The organism is Microbacterium sp. M28, assembly GCF_025836995.1.
Lineage (GTDB): Bacteria > Actinomycetota > Actinomycetes > Actinomycetales > Microbacteriaceae > Microbacterium.
This window is the reverse complement of sequence record NZ_CP107546.1, coordinates 2,362,455-2,378,462: the sequence shown is the minus strand read 5'-3', so window position 1 is coordinate 2,378,462 and position 16,008 is coordinate 2,362,455. Positions and strand designations below refer to the sequence as shown.

Sequence of the window (16,008 nt, the reverse complement as noted above, 5' to 3'; positions counted from 1 at the left end):
CATGTCCGAATCGGATGGGATGCGTGTGCCGGCGGCGGCCCAGTACACCGGCGCGACCGCGCACGGATTCGCGGGTGCCCGGCACCTGCGATCGCGCGCCAAGGTGCTGCCCGAGCACGCGCGCGGGCACAACAGAGCCCTGGTTCTGCAGACGCTCTACCACGCCGGTGCCATGAGTCGCGCCGACCTCTCCCGCGAGACGGGTCTCACGCGCGTGACCATCTCCGACCTCGTCGCCGAGTTCATCGCCGACGGCATCGTCGTCGAGAAGGGCATCCGCGAGACGGCCGGCCCTGGCAAGCCGCCGATCCTCATCGACATCGATCGTGAGGGCCACCAGATCATCGGGTTGGATCTGTCGGGACCGGAGGCGTTCCAGGGCGCCGTTCTCAGTCTGGACGGCGAGGTTCTCGAACGTCGTGAAGTCCCGCGTCCCGCGCAGCCGGACGGCACGGCGACGTACGACGCACTGCTCGACCTCGCCCGCCAACTGGTGCACGCATCCACGACGACCCTTCTCGGCGTCGGGGTCGGAACGCCCGGCATCGTGCGGCCGGACGGCGTCGTCATCGAGTCTCCGAACCTCGGCTGGACGGATTTCCCACTTGAGGCTCGACTCGGTCTCGACCTCGATCTGCCGGTGACGGCCCGCAATGACGCCAACGCGGCAGTCCTCGCCGAGTACACGTTCGGAGAGGCCCGCGCAGACGTCATGCTGATCAAGATCGGGCGAGGCGTTGGTGCTGGCCTGATCACGGGCAGCCAGCCGCTGCTCGGCAGCCGCTTCGCCGCGGGTGAGATCGGCCACGTCGTCGTGGGAACGGACGGCGGTCCCCGGTGCGTGTGCGGCAAGGACGGATGCCTGGAGGCCTGGCTCAGCGGCAGCCGTCTGGCTGCTGCCATCGCCGAGGCGCCGGGGTCCCGTGAGGAGCTCCTGCGCGACGCGGGCACGCGGATGGCCGTGGCGATCGCTCCGATCGTCAGCGCGCTCGACCTGTCCGAGATCGTGCTGTCGGGGCCCGCGGATCTGCTCGACGATGACTTCTTCGACGCCGCGACCGCCACGCTGCGTGCGCGGACGCTCGACGGCGTGTTCGACGATGTCGTGATCCGTCTCACCCGCCAGGAGGACATCGTGCTGCGCGGCACTGCCGTGATGGTGCTCTCCGGTCAGCTGGGCGTCTCATGATGCGCGTTCCGATGACAGGCGAGATCGCCGTCCGGCCGGGCCGCGTCTGCTGATGGGTCGGCGGGTGAGCTCCGACCTGTCCGGTCGGTCGATTCGAGTGGGCCTTGACGTGGGCGGGACGAAGACCGACGCCGTCGCGGTGGACGCCGACGGCGACATCGTCGCGCGTGTGCGTCGCCCCACGGGCTGGGGCGACGAGGCGGTCATCGCCAGCATCCTGGACAGCGTCACCGCACTCGCGGAGGAAGGCGGCTTCGCGTCGTCGGAGCTGCGCTCCGTCGGCGTCGGGATCCCGGGGCTCGTCGAGCCGGCCACCGGGCGGGTGCTGCACGCGGTGAACCTCGGCGTCGAATCGCTCGACATCCCTGGGCGCGCCGGCAGTGTGCTGCGGGTGCCGATCGCGGTCGAGAACGATGTGAAGGCCGCCGCGCTGGGCGCTGCTGCGCTGCGGGGCGACGGCGCGTCGATGGCGTATCTGAACCTCGGAACCGGTGTAGCAGCCGGCATCGTGACGGATGGTCGGATCTGGCGCGGTGTCCACGGCACGGCGGGAGAGGTCGGACACCTCAGCGTGGACCCGGCCGGCCGCCTGTGCGGGTGCGGCCAGCGCGGCTGCGTCGAGACGCTGTGCGGCGGTGGCGCGCTGGCGAAGGCCTGGGGCCGCCCAGGCGCGCTTCCGGTCCGTGACATCTTCGAAGCAGCCGAATCCGGCGACCCTCACGCGCTCGCACTGCGCTCGGACCTCGCCAGAGGCGCCGCAGCCGCGGTGCGCATCCTGGTGCTCTCGGTCGACGTCGAGACCGTGGTGATCGGGGGCGGCCTCACCGCGCTCGGCGACCGCCTGCACACCGACATCGTCGACGCCCTGCGGCGTGAAGCCGAGGGTTCTGCATTCATGCGCTCGCTGCGGCTCGATGAGAGGATCGAGCTGCTGCCGGTCGGCTCGCCCGCTGCGGCGCTGGGCGCGGCGCTCGTCGGAGCATCCGAACACGCGCCCGTGCCCGATAAGGAGATCGTTCCCCATGGCTGAAGTCGTCATCGTCGAGAACAAGGCGGCCGCTGGTGCACTGGTCGCGGAGGAGATCGCCGCGCTGATCGCCGCGCGTCCGGATGCCGTGCTGGGGCTTGCGACGGGGTCCACGCCGCTGCCGGTCTACGAGGCGCTGAAGAGCCGTCTCGCCGGGGTCGACGTCTCGCAGGTTCGGGGCTTCGCACTCGACGAGTACGTCGGTCTCGACCCTGCGCACCCCGAGAGCTACCGGTCGGTCATCACCCGCGAGGTCGTCGAGCCGCTCGGACTCGATCCTCGGCGCATCCACGTGCCCAACGGCGCATCCGACGGAATCGAGCACGCGGGGCCCGACTATGAGGCAGCGATCGCGGCGGCGGGCGGAGTCGACCTGCAGATCCTCGGCATCGGCACCGACGGCCACATCGGCTTCAACGAGCCGGGATCGTCGTTCGCCTCCCGGACGCGGGTCAAGACGCTCACTCAGCAGACGCGCGAGGACAACGCCCGTTTCTTCGACTCGATCGACGACGTCCCGATGCACTGCATCACCCAGGGCCTCGGCACGATCCTCGAGGCGCGGCATCTCGTGCTGCTCGCGTTCGGCGAGAGCAAGGCCCAGGCCGTTGCGGATGCCGTGGAGGGGCCGCTGTCCGCCTTCCTGCCCGGCTCGGCGATCCAGTTGCACGCGCACGCGACGGTCGTGGTCGACGAAGCGGCGGCCTCGAAGCTGAAGCTGGCGGACTACTACCGCTACACGTTCGCGAACAAGCCGGCCTGGCAGGGGATCTGAGCGGCGGTGCCTAGGCCCGACCAGGCCAGGCCAGCGGGAGCAGATGCTCCAGGCTGAGCGGCGCCAGCGGCAGTGTTTCGATGTCGGCCGGGGTGATCCAGCGGAGTTCGGCGAGCTCCGCCTGCACCGTCACCTGATCGGGTTCGGCGCGCATCGCGAACGCTGATGCGACGACGCGGTGCCCCGGCTCGTTCGCCGCCGCCGAGACGAACTCGCCCAGCGGGGTGAGATCGGCCTCCGCGACACGGAGGCCGAGTTCCTCCTCGAGTTCCCTGGCGAGGGTCTCGGCGGGATTCTCGCCCTGTTCCGGCTTGCCACCCGGCTGCATGAACCGCACGGTGCCGTGCTTGCGCACGACCAGGACGCGGTCGTCTGCGTCGCGGATGATCGCCGCGCTCACGTGGATGTCGGTCATGGCGCCGTGAACACCTTTCCGGGGTTGAGGATGCCGGCGGGGTCGAACACGCGCGTGATGTCGCGCTGCAGCCGCCACTGGTCCTCGCCGAGCTCCGCAGCGAGCCAGCGGCTCTTCAGCGTGCCGATGCCGTGTTCTCCCGTGAGGGTGCCGCCGAGGCGGATCGCTGCGCGGAACAGCTCATCGGCCGCCTGCCAGACCTGCGCGGGGACTTCTGGACCGTCGAAGATGAAGTTCGGATGCAGATTGCCGTCGCCGGCGTGCACCACGGTCGGGATCGTCATCCCGTACTCGCGTTCGATGCGTGCGATCTCGTCGAACATGGTCGGGAGCGCACTGCGCGGCACCGACACGTCTTCGATGAGCGTCGTGCCGAGCGCCGCCATCGCGGCGTGCATCGAGCGGCGGATCGCCAGCAGACGCTCGCCCTCGGCCGGGTCGTCGGAGAGAGCGACTGCGCCGCCGTGGGCGGTGAGCACCTGCGCGATGCGGTCGGCCTCGTCCCGCGCGGCGGGGCCGTCGGTCTGGATGGTCAACTGCGAAGACCCGGGTGCCGGAGCGGGGAGTCCGAGCAGGTCGTGCACGGCGGCGAGGGCCGCGGCATCCATCAGCTCCATGATGGCGGGCTGGATGCCGGAGGCGGTGACCGCAGCGGATGCCATCGCCCCGGCACGGGCGTCGGGGAAGACGGCCGCGATCGTGCAGGTCGTGCCGGGGGTGAGTCGGCGAAGCTTCAGCGTGGCGCCGACGACGGCGCCGAGGGTGCCCTCGGAACCGATCACGAGCGACGTGAGATCGAGCCCCGTCACGCCCTTGACGGTGCGGTGACCGAGGCGCAGCAGGCGGCCGTCGGCGAGCACGAGATCGATCCCGAGGACGGCATCCCGCACGACGCCGTACTTCGCGCACAGCAGCCCGCCGGCGCCGGTCGCGATGTTGCCGCCGACGGTCGAGATGTCGCGACTTGCGGGATCCGGTGCCCACCAGACGCCGTACGGCGCGAGCGCCGCGTTGAGGTCGGCGTTGAGGATTCCCGGTTCGACCACGGCGAGCAGATCATCCGCCCTGATCTCGAGGATGCGGGTCATGCGCCGTGTCGAAAGCACGATCTCGCCCTCGCCCGCGTTCGCCGCTCCGGCGAGTCCGGTGCCTGCGCCGCGGATGACCACAGACGTACGGGTCTCCGTCGCGATGCGCATCGTCTGCTGGACGTGCTCGACGGTCTCGGCGTGGACGACGGCGATCGGGCGTCCGGGAGCCGCGTGACCGGATCGGTCGGCGCGGGCAGCCTCCAACGACGCCTCCGACACGTCGACGATCTCGCCGAGAGCCGCGCGAAGCGCCGCGAGAGCGCTCATGCCAGTGATCGCCGCCCTGCGATGACTCCCGCGGCGATCGCGACGACGGCGAAGATCGACCCGATCACCGCCTGACCCATCGACCACCACGCGATCGTGACACCGACGTAGACGAGCAGTTCGACGGCTGCGCGCAGGAACGGGTGCACGCGCAGCACCGGTCGCGGCGAGAGGAACAGTGCCCACACGAGCAGCACCACCACGGGCGCTCCGATGCCGACGATGACGCTCCACGGGAGATCCCACGAGGCGAAGCCCCACAGGGCGAGCGATGCGAGCGCAGCCAGCAGGATGACGACCCGGATGATGTCGAGGGGGGTGACGTTCGGGCGGTTCACGCCCGGTTCGGCCGGTGTCTCCTGGGTCATGCTCCCAGTCTATTCGGCGGGAGCCGCGGCCTCGTCTGTCGAGGCTGGGGCCTCGGTGGCGGGAGCGGATGCCGAGACCGTGGGGGCGGGCGCCGGGACGGGGGTGACCGCCTCCTCGGACGGGGTCGGTTGCTCGACGGGCTCAGACGCCGATGGTGTCACGGGCTCGACCGCGTCCTCGTCTGCCGGTGCCGACGTCTCCGGTGCGGCCGTCCCTGGTGCCGGTGCCGCGGGTGCCGTCGCCTCAGGTGCTGGCGCCTCGACGACGGGCGGGGCATCGACGGGGACCGCCTGCTCGACAGGCGCCTCCGGTTCGACAGCGGCCGCGCCCGCGTCGGCCTCGGCTTCGGCGTCCGGCGTGGTGTCGTCGATGGGCTGTTCGACCGTGGCGGCGTCGCTTCCGTCGCACGCCGGGGCGAGCAGCACGGTGATCAGGTTCACGCCCAGGTCGGAGAGCGTCGTCGTGAGAGGGTGCACGGGGCCGGTCAGCGTGACGTAATGGATCTCGACGTCGGCATCCGACAGGATCTGCGACGCGTTGGGCCGCAGGCTGATGGTCTCGGTCCCGTCGGAGCCGAGGATGGCGTCGTCCGCGCCGGCTGTACTGCCGTCCAGCAGCGCCTGGATCTCGGCGCCGGGCACTCCGAGGACGTCGAGCGAGACGTACGTCTTGCCATCTGCGCCGAAGCACATCGTCGTGCCCGTGAGCGTGACCGGCTCGGTCGGCGGCCCGGGCTCGACCGGATCAACGGGGTCGACCGGATCCACTGGGTCCACCGGATCCACGGGGTCGACTGGGTCCACGGGGTCGACTGGGTCCACGGGGTCGACTGGGTCCACGGGGTCGACCGGGTCCACGGGGTCCACCGGCTCCACTGGATCAGGATCGGGTGCGGGCGCCGGCTTCACCGGCGCCGTGTCGCCTCCGGAACCCGATTCGCCGGAGTCCGATCCGCCGGGAGCGGGAACGACCGGCGCCGCGAGAGGCGCCTCCACCAGGGGTTCGGCTTCGGGCGCCGGGGCGTCATCGACCTTCTCATCGTCGAGAGGTTCCTCGAGCAATGGATCCGGCTCGAGCGCTTCCAGATGCTCGTCGGGGCCGACGTCCGTGGCGATGGACGGAGAATCAGCCACTTGGCCCGCGCTCGGCAGGCTCGTCATCGCGGGCGCGGAGACCAGCCCTGGCACGATGGCGGCGGCCGCCACGACGCCGGCGACGATCAAGGCGGCGGATCCGACGCCGACCAGAGCGCCGATGCCGGACACAGCGCCGGCGACCGCGCCGGTCCCACCGGCGGCGCCCGCACCTCCTGCCGCGCCCGTACTCGCAACCGTGCCGCCGGTCGACCCGGATCCGGCCGAGACACCGGCCACCGCGGCGCCTGACGTTCCCGACACGACGACGGCGCCTTCGACCACGCTGGACGGCATCGCGGCCAGAGCGACGACCGGTGCTCCGCCGCCCTGCAGCATCGCGAGGTAGCCGGCCGAACCCGCGACGCCGAGCACGAGCGGGAGCAGCACGAGCGCGAGACGCTGCGAGACGTCCTTGGCCTCGGCGGCGACGATCATGCAGCGCGCGCAGTCGGAGAGGTGCTCGTCGAGACGCTTGCGGTCGCGGTTGCTGAGGTTGCCGCGTGAATAGGCGCCGAGATGCTCGATGGTCCACTGGCATTCCGAGCCAGGGGCGGCACTGCGCAGATGCGCCTGGATCCAGGCTTCGCGCAGACCCTCGCGAGCGCGGAACGCGAGCTGGGCGACGGCGCCGGCCTTCATGCCCAGCAGGGGAGCGACCTCGGCCGGCTTCATCTGCTCGATCTCGGTGTACCAGAGCACCTCCTGCCAGCGCGAAGGCAGGCTGCGGAACGCCTGAGCGGTCAGGCCGCGATCAAGAGCCTCGTCCGTCGCCTGCTCGGTCGTATCAGGGTCGGCGACGGCATCCATCTCGTCGATCGCGGTCTCGCGACGCGCCTTGCCCCAGGCGGCGGCGGTGTTGCGGATGCTGGTGAACAGATAGGCGCGGAAGGAGCCGTTGGGGCCGCCCCCCTTGAGGATCGCGTTGTAGATGCGGGTGTACGACTCCTGGACGAGATCATCCGGGTCGAGGGACGACGTGATCGATCGCGCGACCGCGATGCCGGACGGGTAGTGCCGACGCCAGAGTTCGCCGAAGGCGTTCCGGTCGCCCGACCGGGTGCGCAGAATGAGATCGGCGTCCGCGATCTGCGCGTTGTCGTTGTTGTCGTTCGGCACTGTCACCCAGCTCTCGTGGCGCCTCGGGTCGGCTCCACACGAAGAGACGCATGAATCGGGTCCCCATCACGCGCCCTGTACATTCTCACCCGGTTTTCCCAGCCTGGCCAGCCCTGTGCACAACTCGGAGCGAACTCTCTGCGAGCCGCCGCGGAGAATCCGCGAAAAGAATTCTTCGAATCGCGTGATGATTCCGTCCGGTCGCCGTCTCATCAATCAGAGCACGCTGTGCGATCACCACCGGGGGGCGGAGATCGCACGGTGCCGACGCGGGGGCAATCGCGTCGGACCAGGGCAGGCTCGGGATCCTCGGGGGAGGAGTTCCCGAGCCGCCCGCTCGCCCTGGAGGGAGCAGGGCCGTCGCTGACTGGGGCGCGGCGGCCCCCTCTCCGACCGGCCGCAGAGCGGCGCGTGAGGTCACTGCACCGACCGGCCGTCCACCCAGACGCGCCGCACCTGCAGCCCGGCATTCAGCAGGACGGCATCCGCGACCAGGCCCTCGTCGAGCCGCCCGAGTCTGGCAGCCTCGCCGATGACGGATGCCGGGGTCGCCGTCACGGCTCGAACGGCTGCACTCAGCGGCACGCCGGCCTCCACGGCGCGGCGCAGCGCGACGTCCAGCGTCAGCGTCGAACCGGCGATCGAGCCCGTGGCGTCGGTGCGGGCGATTCCGTTCGTCACCGTCACCTTCACCGCCCCCAGGTCGTAGTGGCCGTCGGCGCTGCCGGCGGCAGCCATGGCGTCGGTCACGAGTGCGACTCGGTCCGGCGCCGCATCGAACACGAGCTTGATGACGTGCGGGTCGAGGTGGACGTTGTCGGCGATCGCTTCCAGCACCACGCGAGGATCGGCCGCCGCCGCAAGCACGGGACCCGGCGCACGGTGGTGGATGCCGCGCATCGCGTTGAACGCGTGCGTGAGCAATGTCGCTCCGGCGTCGAAAGCCGCTGCGGCGGTCTCGGCATCCGCGTCGGTGTGACCGACCGCCGCGACCGACCCGGCGGCGACGATCAGCCGGATCGCCTCGATGCCGCCGGGCAGCTCCGGCGCGATCGTGACCTGGCGGACGGTGCCGCGGCCGGCGTCGAGCAGACGCTGGACGTCCGCGCCGACGGGTGCCCGCAGCAGGGTCGGTTCATGCGCACCCTGATGACCGGGGTCCAGAAAAGGGCCCTCGAGGTGGGAGCCGAGGATCTCGGCATCCGACTCGGTGAGCTCGGCGATCTCACCCACACGGCGGGCGAGATCGTCGATCGATGCCGTCACCAGCGAGATGACCGCGCGCGTCGTCCCGTGCGCGCGGTGCAGGTTGCGGGCGGTGCGGATCGCCTCGATCCCGTCGTCGTAGGATGCGCCGGCTCCGCCGTGCCCGTGGATGTCGATGAAGCCGGGCGTGAGGACGGCACCGGGGCCGGCGACCTCCGTCGCGTCGACGATCGAGTCGGCGTCATCCCAGGTGCTTCCGACGCCGGTCGCCGCGACGATGCCGTTCTCGAACCGGACCCAGCCTTCAGCCGTCTCCCGTCCACCCGATACCAGGCGGGCGGAATGGATCACGGTTGCGGTCATGGCGTGCTCCAGTCGATCTCGGCGGGGCGATGTCCTCCCCATCCTTCGGCATCCCACACCGATCCGAGTCCGCCGACGCGCTCGCGGAAAGCATTCCAGTCCTTGGCGGAAGCCGGAGCCCAGGCGATCTCGGCCAATGCGGCGGCGCGGGGGAAGAAGAGGTGGTCCACGTCGTCGAGGGTGGTGAGAGTCTCGGCCCAGAGCGGCCCCTCGATCCCGATGATCGCGTGCGGGTCGAGGCCGGGGACGATCGCCGTCGGCTCCCAGGAGTACGCGGCTTCGAGGTCGATGACGGCGGCCCAGCTCAGTCCGAGCGGGTCCTCCGGCGAGTACTTCATGTCGAGATACGCCCTCGTGGACGGCGAGAGGATGACCGAGCCGCCGCGTTCCGCGAACCGGAGCGTGTGCTCGATGTGCTCGGGCGAGGGGGTGTCGCTGCCCCAGAACTGGCCGACGGTTCCCTCGGCCACGGCGGCGGACCCCGCTTCGTGCCACGCCACCGGCGTCTTGCCGAGCTCGATGGTGAGCGCGGTGACGCGCTCGACGAAGGCGTCGAAGTCCGCCTGAGGCGTGCCGAGGCATTCGTCGCCGCCGACGTGCAGGTACGGGCCGGGCGTGAGCTCTGCGACCTCGCCGAGCACGTCGCGCAGGAAGTCCCACGTCGCCTCCTCATGGATGCGCACCGACGAATGGCCGACGCCCCAGCCCTGGTACGGCTCGCCCGCGACGGGCAGCGGCTGACCGAGCGACTCCGACTGCGCCAGGAGCATGTCGTTCATCACGGGGGCCTCGACGGTCTCCGGGTACGCGAGCCCGATCGCATGCGTGTGGCCGGGGAGGTCGATCTCGGGAACCACGACCATGTGATGCGCGGCCGCGTACGCGATGATCTCGCGGAAGTCGTCCTTCGTGTAGAAGCCTCCCGGTCGGCCGAGAGCCGAGGTGCCGGCCGCCTTCTCGGTCAGCAGCGGCCGGCTGTCGATCTGCAGCCGCCAGCCCTGGTCATCCGTGAGGTGCAGGTGCAGTCGATTGAACTTGAGCGACGATGCACGGTCGATGAACGCCTTCACGGTGGCGACGTCGAAGAACGTGCGGGCGACGTCGAGCATGACGCCTCGGTACGCGAACCGCGGCACATCGACGATCGAGACCTGTGGGATCGACCAGGCGCCTGCGTCCTCGCGCAGCAGCTGCCGCAGGGTCTGGATGCCGTAGAACAGGCCGGCGGCCGAGCCCGTGAGCTCGACCCGGTCGGTGACATCGAGGCGGTAGGCCTCGTCGTCCGAGTCGGTGGAGCGCAGGACGATGTCACCGGCGACCGCCGGGTCCGTCGTCACTTCCGAACGGAGACCGGGACGGTGGGCGAGCAGATCGGACAGGGCGGATGCCGCGGCATCCGCACCGTCGACGATGACGATGCGCGTGGCGGGGGAGAGGGCGAAGCTTCCGGAACCCGCCGTCACGGACGAGGGCAGCGGCACAAGAGTAAGGACCATGAACAAAACGTACCGGTGGTGGTGACGACATCCAAGCGTTCCGGACGATCTGATCCGCTATGCTCGAAACCGTCGCGACTGGCGTCTGGGTGGACTACCACCGGGGAGCGACTTCTCATGGGAATCGACCGCGCGCCTGGGCCGATCAGGAACCACCCCCTTCCACCGTGAGATCAGGAGCACGTCATGACCGACCCGTACTTCAACGCACCGCTTTCCGAGGTCGACCCGGAGATCGCCGAGGTCCTCGAGCGGGAGCTGAACCGCCAGCGGGGCTTCCTCGAGATGATCGCATCCGAGAACTTCGTCCCCGTCTCCGTTCTGCAGTCGCAGGGCTCCGTGCTCACGAACAAGTACGCCGAGGGCTACCCCGGTCGCCGCTACTACGGCGGTTGCGAAGAAGTGGACGTCGCGGAGTCGCTGGCCATCGAGCGGGCGAAGTCGCTGTTCGGGTCCGAGTTCGCCAACGTGCAGCCTCACTCCGGCGCCACGGCCAACGCGGCCGTGCTGCACGCGATCGCCCGCCCCGGTGACACGCTGCTCGGCCTCTCGCTCGACCACGGCGGCCACCTCACCCACGGCATGAAGATCAACTTCTCGGGCCGCCTGTACGACATCGTCGCGTACGGCGTCGACCCGGAGACCTCGCTCGTCGACATGGACGAGGTCCGTCGCCTCGCCATCGAGCACAAGCCGAAGGTCATCATCGCCGGCTGGTCGGCGTACCCGCGTCAGCTGGACTTCGCGAAGTTCCGCGAGATCGCAGATGAGGTCGGCGCCTACCTGTGGGTCGACATGGCGCACTTCGCCGGACTCGTGGCCGCTGGTGTGCACCCGAACCCCGTCCCGCACGCGCACGTCGTGTCGTCGACCGTGCACAAGACGATCGGCGGCCCTCGCTCCGGCTTCATCCTCACCAACGACGCGGACCTCGCCAAGAAGATCAACTCGGCCGTCTTCCCCGGCCAGCAGGGCGGTCCGCTCATGCACGTGATCGCCGCGAAGGCGACCGCGTTCAAGATCGCCGCGACGCCGGAGTTCAAGGAGCGTCAGGAGCGTACGGTTCGCGGCGCCGCTCTCCTCGCCGAGCGCCTCGGACGTCAGGACGTCAAGGATGCCGGCATCGCGGTCCGCTCCGGCGGGACCGAGGTGCACCTCGTGCTCGTCGACCTGCGCGACGCCGAGATCGACGGCAAGCAGGCCGAGGATCTGCTGCACGACATCCACATCACAGTCAACCGCAACGCGGTTCCGAACGACCCTCGTCCGCCGATGGTCACCTCGGGTCTGCGCATCGGCACGCCGGCGCTCGCCACGCGCGGGTTCGGGGATGCCGAGTTCACCGAGGTCGCCGACATCATCGCCCTCGCGCTCCTGCCCGGCGCCGACGTCGCGGCGCTCAAGGCGCGCGTGGACGCGCTCGCCGCTGCCTTCCCGCTCTACCCGGGGCTGACCCAGTGACCGCTGTCGTCCTGGACGGCAAGGCGGCATCCGCCGAGATCAAGGCGGAGCTGGCCGAGCGGGTCGCGGCGCTGCGGGAGAAGGGCATCGTCCCCGGCATCGCCACGGTGCTGGTCGGGGCGGACCCGGCGTCCCAGCTGTACGTCGGGATGAAGCACCGGCAGTCCGAGGCGATCGGGATGAACTCGATCCAGTGCGAGCTTCCCGCCGACGCCACGCAGGAGCAGGTCGAGGCGCTGATCGACGAGCTCAACGCCGATCCGTCCTGCCACGGGTACATCGTGCAGCTGCCGCTGCCGAAGCACCTCGACACCGACGCGATCCTCGAGCGGATCGACCCGGCCAAGGACGCGGACGGTCTGCACCCGACGAATCTCGGTCGGCTGGTGCTCAACGTCAACGCGCCGATCCACACGCCGCTGCCCTGTACGCCGCGCGGTGTCATCGAGCTGCTGCTGCGCAATGACTACGACCTCAAGGGCAAGCACGTCGTCGTCGTGGGCCGCGGTGTGACGATCGGTCGTCCGATGGGGTTGCTCCTCACGCGTCGCGACATCAACGCGACCGTGACCCAGGTGCACACCGGCACCCCGGACATGGCGCCGTACCTGCGTCAGGCCGACGTGATCGTGGCGGGGGCGGGCGTCAAGCACCTGATCCGCGCCGAGGACGTGAAGCCGGGTGCCGCCGTGCTGGACGTCGGCGTCACGCGCGAGACCGATCCGGAGACCGGCAAGAACAAGGTCCACGGCGACGTGCACCCGGATGTGGCGGAGGTCGCCGGCTGGATCTCTCCGAATCCGGGCGGCGTTGGTCCGATGACGGTGGCGCTGCTCATGACGAACGTCGTGGAGGCCGCCGAGCGTCTCGCCGGCTGAGTGTGTCCGCGCGCCTCGGCATCGTTCGTCGGGCGAGTGGGCGCGCGGTCACCTCCACCTCGCTTCTCCCGTCGCTCGACGAGCGACGGGAGGGCGCCGAAGTCGAGGGCTACAGCTCGTCGAGCATTCTGCGCTGCTCGGGCGTCAGGCCGTCATCAGGCTCGAGGTCGGTGCGAGCCGCCGGCGCGGCCCCGTTGGCGGGCGCCGCGGCCTCCGTCGGCGTACGTCGCGATCCGGCGACCCGGTCGTACACGTCGCCGGCCTTGCGGCGCAGGACATCGTCGACCTGGTCGTAGATCACCCAGCCGAGCAGCAGGAGCAGCGGTGGGAGGGCGAAGCCCCAGAAGCCATCGATCGACACCGGGCTGAGCCACACGGTGATGACCCAGATGATCAGTTCGACGACGTAGACGAGCGCGTACTGGACGACCTTCTCGCCTGTCTTGGTGCGGTCGGCGGCCGACCGGGCCGCCGACTTGCGGAACACGCTCTTCAGCAGCGGCTTGATGAACAGGGCGGCGAGCGTCAGGATCACAGATGCCCACAGGGCATGCCATCCCACGCTCACGCTGGGCAGCACCAGCCCGATGATGAGCAGGACCGCGACGTTGAAGACGTAGAGCGCGCCGAAGCGGATGATGCCGTTCCTCATATTCCCAGGTTCGCATACTCCGGAGCCGAGCGGCGACGACATTCATCGCCGCCATGGCGCGGGCTCGGATATACCGATAGCCTGACGCCGAATCCGCGCCGAAGGAGCGACCGATGGAAGCCGTCCTGTTCATCCTCCAGTTGCTCGTCGTGCTGGGCTGCATCGTCATGGGAACCCGCTCGAGCGGAGTCGGACTCGGCCTCTGGGGTGGCGCTGGTGTCGCGATCCTCGTGTTCGTCTTCCAACTCTCGCCCGGCTCTCCACCCGTCGACGCGCTGCTCATCGTGCTGTCGGTGGTGCTCGCGGCATCCATGATGCAGGTCGCCGGCGGCATCGACTGGATGGTCTCGGTCGCCGCGAAGCTGATCGCACGCAACCCCAAGCAGATCACGCTCGTGGCGCCGCTCGTGTCGTTCCTGTTCGCCGCCGGAGCGGGCACGTCGAACATCCTCTACCCGTTGCTGCCCGTCATCCAGGACCTGTCGTACCGCAACGGGATCCGCCCGTCCCGGCCGCTGTCGCTCTCCGTCGTCGCGACCGGTGTCGCGCTCGCCTGCAGTCCCGTGTCGGCTGCGATGGCGGCCATGGTCACGCTCACCGACGTGCCGCCGTACGACTTCGAGCTCATCGACATCCTGAAGGTGACGATCCCCGCCGCGATCGTCGGGATCGTGCTCAGCTCGCTCGTCGTGAACCGGCTCGGCAAGGATCTCGCCGACGATCAGGAGGTGCAGGCGAAGATCGCCAGCGGTGAGCTGGCACCTCCCCGCGCCGGGGCCGCCGAGGTCAAGGCCGACGTCACGGTGACGAAGGCCGGCCGGAACGCCGCGATCATCTTCCTCACCGGCGTGCTGGCGATCGTCGTGTTCGGACTCTTCAAGGGCATCCGCCCGTTGGATGCCGAAGGCGACCCCGTCGGCATGACCCCGATCATCGAGATCGTCATGTTCCTCGTCGGAACCGTCATCCTCATCGTCTCGCGGCCGAACGTGGCCGACGTGCCGACCGCCACGGTGTTCAAGGCCGGTATGGTCTCGGCGATCGCCCTCTTCGGACTCGCCTGGCTGACCGACACGTTCCTCTCGGCGCACGTCGAGTTCATCTCGGAGAGCATCGGTGCGCTGGTCGGCGCGGCGCCGTGGATCTTCGCGCTCGGCGTCTTCCTCGTCTGCGTGCTCACGACGAGCCAGTCCACGGCGACCCGCACGATCGTGCCGATCGGGCTCGCGGCCGGCATTCCGCTGGGAGTGCTCAGCGGAATGTGGGCCGGTGCATTCGCGGGGATCTACCTGCTGCCGACCAACGGATCCCAGATCGCCGCGGCGAACTTCGACACGTCGGGCACGACGAAGCTGGGCACCAAGCTCGTCGACCACGCGTTCTTCCTGCCGACGCTGATCCTCGCCGTGACGACGATCGGCGCGGGCGCGCTGTTCGGCGCCCTCTGGGGCGGATGAGCGGCGGCGGTCGCCGTCAGAACTCGCGGTAGAGGTCCCAGGCGCGACGGCACGCGAAGGCGACCTCGTCGATGTGAGCGGGGTCCTCGGCGATCCAGTCGGTTCCCGGTTCATGCAGCTCGGCCACGGCGGCGTCGCCGAGCAGGAACTCGCGGCGGAACTCGGCCTGGATGGCATCGAAGTGCGCGCCGGCGCGCCGTGCTTCGTCGTCGAGTTCGCGGAACCGGACGCCCGCGGCCAGGATCTCCTGGCTGCCCAGGTACGGCTTGTTCAGCGCGACGTCGGCGGGGTCGCCGGTCGCGAACCCCGCCCGGTGGGCCTCGGCGAGGATCCGAAGGCGGGCGGCGTCCATGGTCGGCGGGTCGGCGGGGTCGCGCTGTTCGCCTCTGGCATCGCCGCGGTTCGACAGGGCGACGACATCGGGAAGCCGGTCTTTCGGATCCCGCGGCACGTTCACGGCGCCGTCCTTCGTGGTGGTGGTGTTCATGGTGTCGTGGAACGACAGGCGCGTGAAGCGGTCTCCTGAGCGAAGCTTCTCGGCGATGAACCGCTCGGTCAGCTCGTCCCGGATGTGCTCGTACACGCCGAGACCGCGCTCCGCGACCTCGACGAACGCATCGACGAGGCGGTGGAGTCCGGCATCCGTGTCGGGGACCTCGAGGATGGGGAAGAACGAGAACGTGACGGGGCGGATCGCATCGACGCCGGTGAGATCCACCTTCTGCCAGGCGCCGGCGGCTCTGGTCCGCTCGATGGCCTCTGTGAGGTCTGCGGCGACGTCGGCCGGCTTGGCCCGATTCGGATCCCGCACCAGGCGCGGGTGCGGATTCAGCACCGCGACCACGCGGGGATCCTGCGACGCCCAGCGGCGGACGATCGCATTGGTCGCCACGTCCGTGAAGTCGAACTGCAGCCGACGCGTCACCGCGGGAGAGAGGAACTCCGCGATCTCGGCGGGGATCGCCGCACCGGCGTGCGGACAGCTGATGAGGACGTCGGCATCGCGGATCGCCTCGTCCAGCGATCTGGCGTCGGCGTCCGCGTAGACGACGATCTCGGCTTCGGTGAAGGTGGTGCCTGCGGGGATCAGCTCGAGGGCGGACATGCGCT

14 protein-coding genes and 1 riboswitch are annotated in these 16,008 nt (G+C 69.9%); of the genes, 6 read left to right on the top strand and 8 right to left on the bottom strand.

Features of this window, described 5'->3' with window-relative positions; translation table 11 throughout:
* The first annotated feature begins 1 nt into the window (after position 1).
* Genes OED01_RS11710 through nagB form a run of 3 tightly spaced genes read left to right on the top strand, consistent with a single transcriptional unit; the run spans position 2 to position 2,991 of the window.
* The gene (locus OED01_RS11710; protein ID WP_264155456.1) at positions 2-1,189 is read left to right on the top strand and encodes an ROK family transcriptional regulator; all 1,188 of its coding nucleotides are present in this window, start codon (positions 2-4) and stop codon (positions 1,187-1,189) included.
* Between the two features lie 52 nt (positions 1,190-1,241).
* On the top strand, positions 1,242-2,219 hold the full coding sequence (locus OED01_RS11705; protein WP_462937627.1) for an ROK family protein: 978 nt from the start codon (positions 1,242-1,244) through the stop codon (positions 2,217-2,219).
* Positions 2,212-2,991 (top strand): glucosamine-6-phosphate deaminase, encoded by a 780-nt coding sequence (gene nagB, locus OED01_RS11700; RefSeq protein ID WP_264155455.1) that lies wholly within the window; start codon positions 2,212-2,214, stop codon positions 2,989-2,991. The genes OED01_RS11705 and nagB overlap by 8 nt, the downstream gene beginning before the upstream one ends.
* 10 nt (positions 2,992-3,001) lie before the next feature.
* Here the strand turns inward: nagB and OED01_RS11695 are convergent, their stop codons facing one another.
* From OED01_RS11695 to OED01_RS11670, 6 genes are all read right to left on the bottom strand, one after another.
* Entirely contained in the window at positions 3,002-3,406 is a 405-nt protein-coding gene (locus tag OED01_RS11695) for an NUDIX hydrolase (RefSeq protein WP_264155454.1), read from the bottom strand.
* The gene (locus OED01_RS11690) at positions 3,403-4,764 is read right to left on the bottom strand and encodes an FAD-binding oxidoreductase (protein ID WP_264155453.1); all 1,362 of its coding nucleotides are present in this window, start codon (positions 4,762-4,764) and stop codon (positions 3,403-3,405) included. Before OED01_RS11690 ends, OED01_RS11695 begins: the two co-directional genes overlap by 4 nt.
* Complete coding sequence (locus OED01_RS11685; protein WP_264155452.1) at positions 4,761-5,132, bottom strand: YrdB family protein; 372 nt, start codon at positions 5,130-5,132, stop codon at positions 4,761-4,763. The genes OED01_RS11690 and OED01_RS11685 overlap by 4 nt, the downstream gene beginning before the upstream one ends.
* 9 nt (positions 5,133-5,141) lie before the next feature.
* Positions 5,142-7,391 (bottom strand): sigma-70 family RNA polymerase sigma factor, encoded by a 2,250-nt coding sequence (locus tag OED01_RS11680; RefSeq protein WP_264155451.1) that lies wholly within the window; start codon positions 7,389-7,391, stop codon positions 5,142-5,144.
* A 411-nt stretch (positions 7,392-7,802) separates the two neighbouring features.
* A complete protein-coding gene (nagA, locus tag OED01_RS11675) occupies positions 7,803-8,954 on the bottom strand; it encodes an N-acetylglucosamine-6-phosphate deacetylase (RefSeq protein ID WP_264155450.1) in 1,152 nt (383 codons plus the stop codon).
* Entirely contained in the window at positions 8,951-10,450 is a 1,500-nt protein-coding gene (locus OED01_RS11670) for a beta-N-acetylhexosaminidase (protein ID WP_264155449.1), read from the bottom strand. Before OED01_RS11670 ends, nagA begins: the two co-directional genes overlap by 4 nt.
* A 64-nt stretch (positions 10,451-10,514) precedes the next feature.
* Positions 10,515-10,599, top strand: a riboswitch (ZMP/ZTP riboswitch).
* A gap of 37 nt (positions 10,600-10,636) precedes the next feature.
* Here OED01_RS11670 and glyA point away from each other — a divergent pair.
* Both glyA and OED01_RS11660 read left to right on the top strand, forming a co-directional pair.
* Positions 10,637-11,911, top strand: a complete 1,275-nt coding sequence (gene glyA / locus OED01_RS11665) for a serine hydroxymethyltransferase (RefSeq protein ID WP_264155448.1) — start codon at positions 10,637-10,639, stop codon at positions 11,909-11,911.
* On the top strand, positions 11,908-12,789 hold the full coding sequence (locus OED01_RS11660) for a bifunctional methylenetetrahydrofolate dehydrogenase/methenyltetrahydrofolate cyclohydrolase (protein WP_264155447.1): 882 nt from the start codon (positions 11,908-11,910) through the stop codon (positions 12,787-12,789). Before glyA ends, OED01_RS11660 begins: the two co-directional genes overlap by 4 nt.
* Positions 12,790-12,898: 109 nt before the next feature.
* Here the strand turns inward: OED01_RS11660 and OED01_RS11655 are convergent, their stop codons facing one another.
* Positions 12,899-13,441: a phage holin family protein gene (locus OED01_RS11655; RefSeq protein ID WP_264155446.1), complete on the bottom strand. Its 543-nt coding sequence runs from the start codon at positions 13,439-13,441 to the stop codon at positions 12,899-12,901.
* Between the two features lie 113 nt (positions 13,442-13,554).
* Here OED01_RS11655 and OED01_RS11650 point away from each other — a divergent pair, with 113 nt between their 5' ends.
* Positions 13,555-14,898 carry an anaerobic C4-dicarboxylate transporter family protein gene (locus tag OED01_RS11650; RefSeq protein WP_264155445.1) on the top strand — a complete coding sequence of 448 codons (1,344 nt, stop codon included), beginning with the start codon at positions 13,555-13,557 and terminating at the stop codon, positions 14,896-14,898.
* 16 nt (positions 14,899-14,914) lie between these two features.
* On the opposite strand, the gene OED01_RS11645 is transcribed toward OED01_RS11650, so the two are convergent.
* Positions 14,915-16,003: an N-formylglutamate amidohydrolase gene (locus OED01_RS11645; RefSeq protein WP_264155444.1), complete on the bottom strand. Its 1,089-nt coding sequence runs from the start codon at positions 16,001-16,003 to the stop codon at positions 14,915-14,917.
* Between the last annotated feature and the right edge of the window lie 5 nt (positions 16,004-16,008).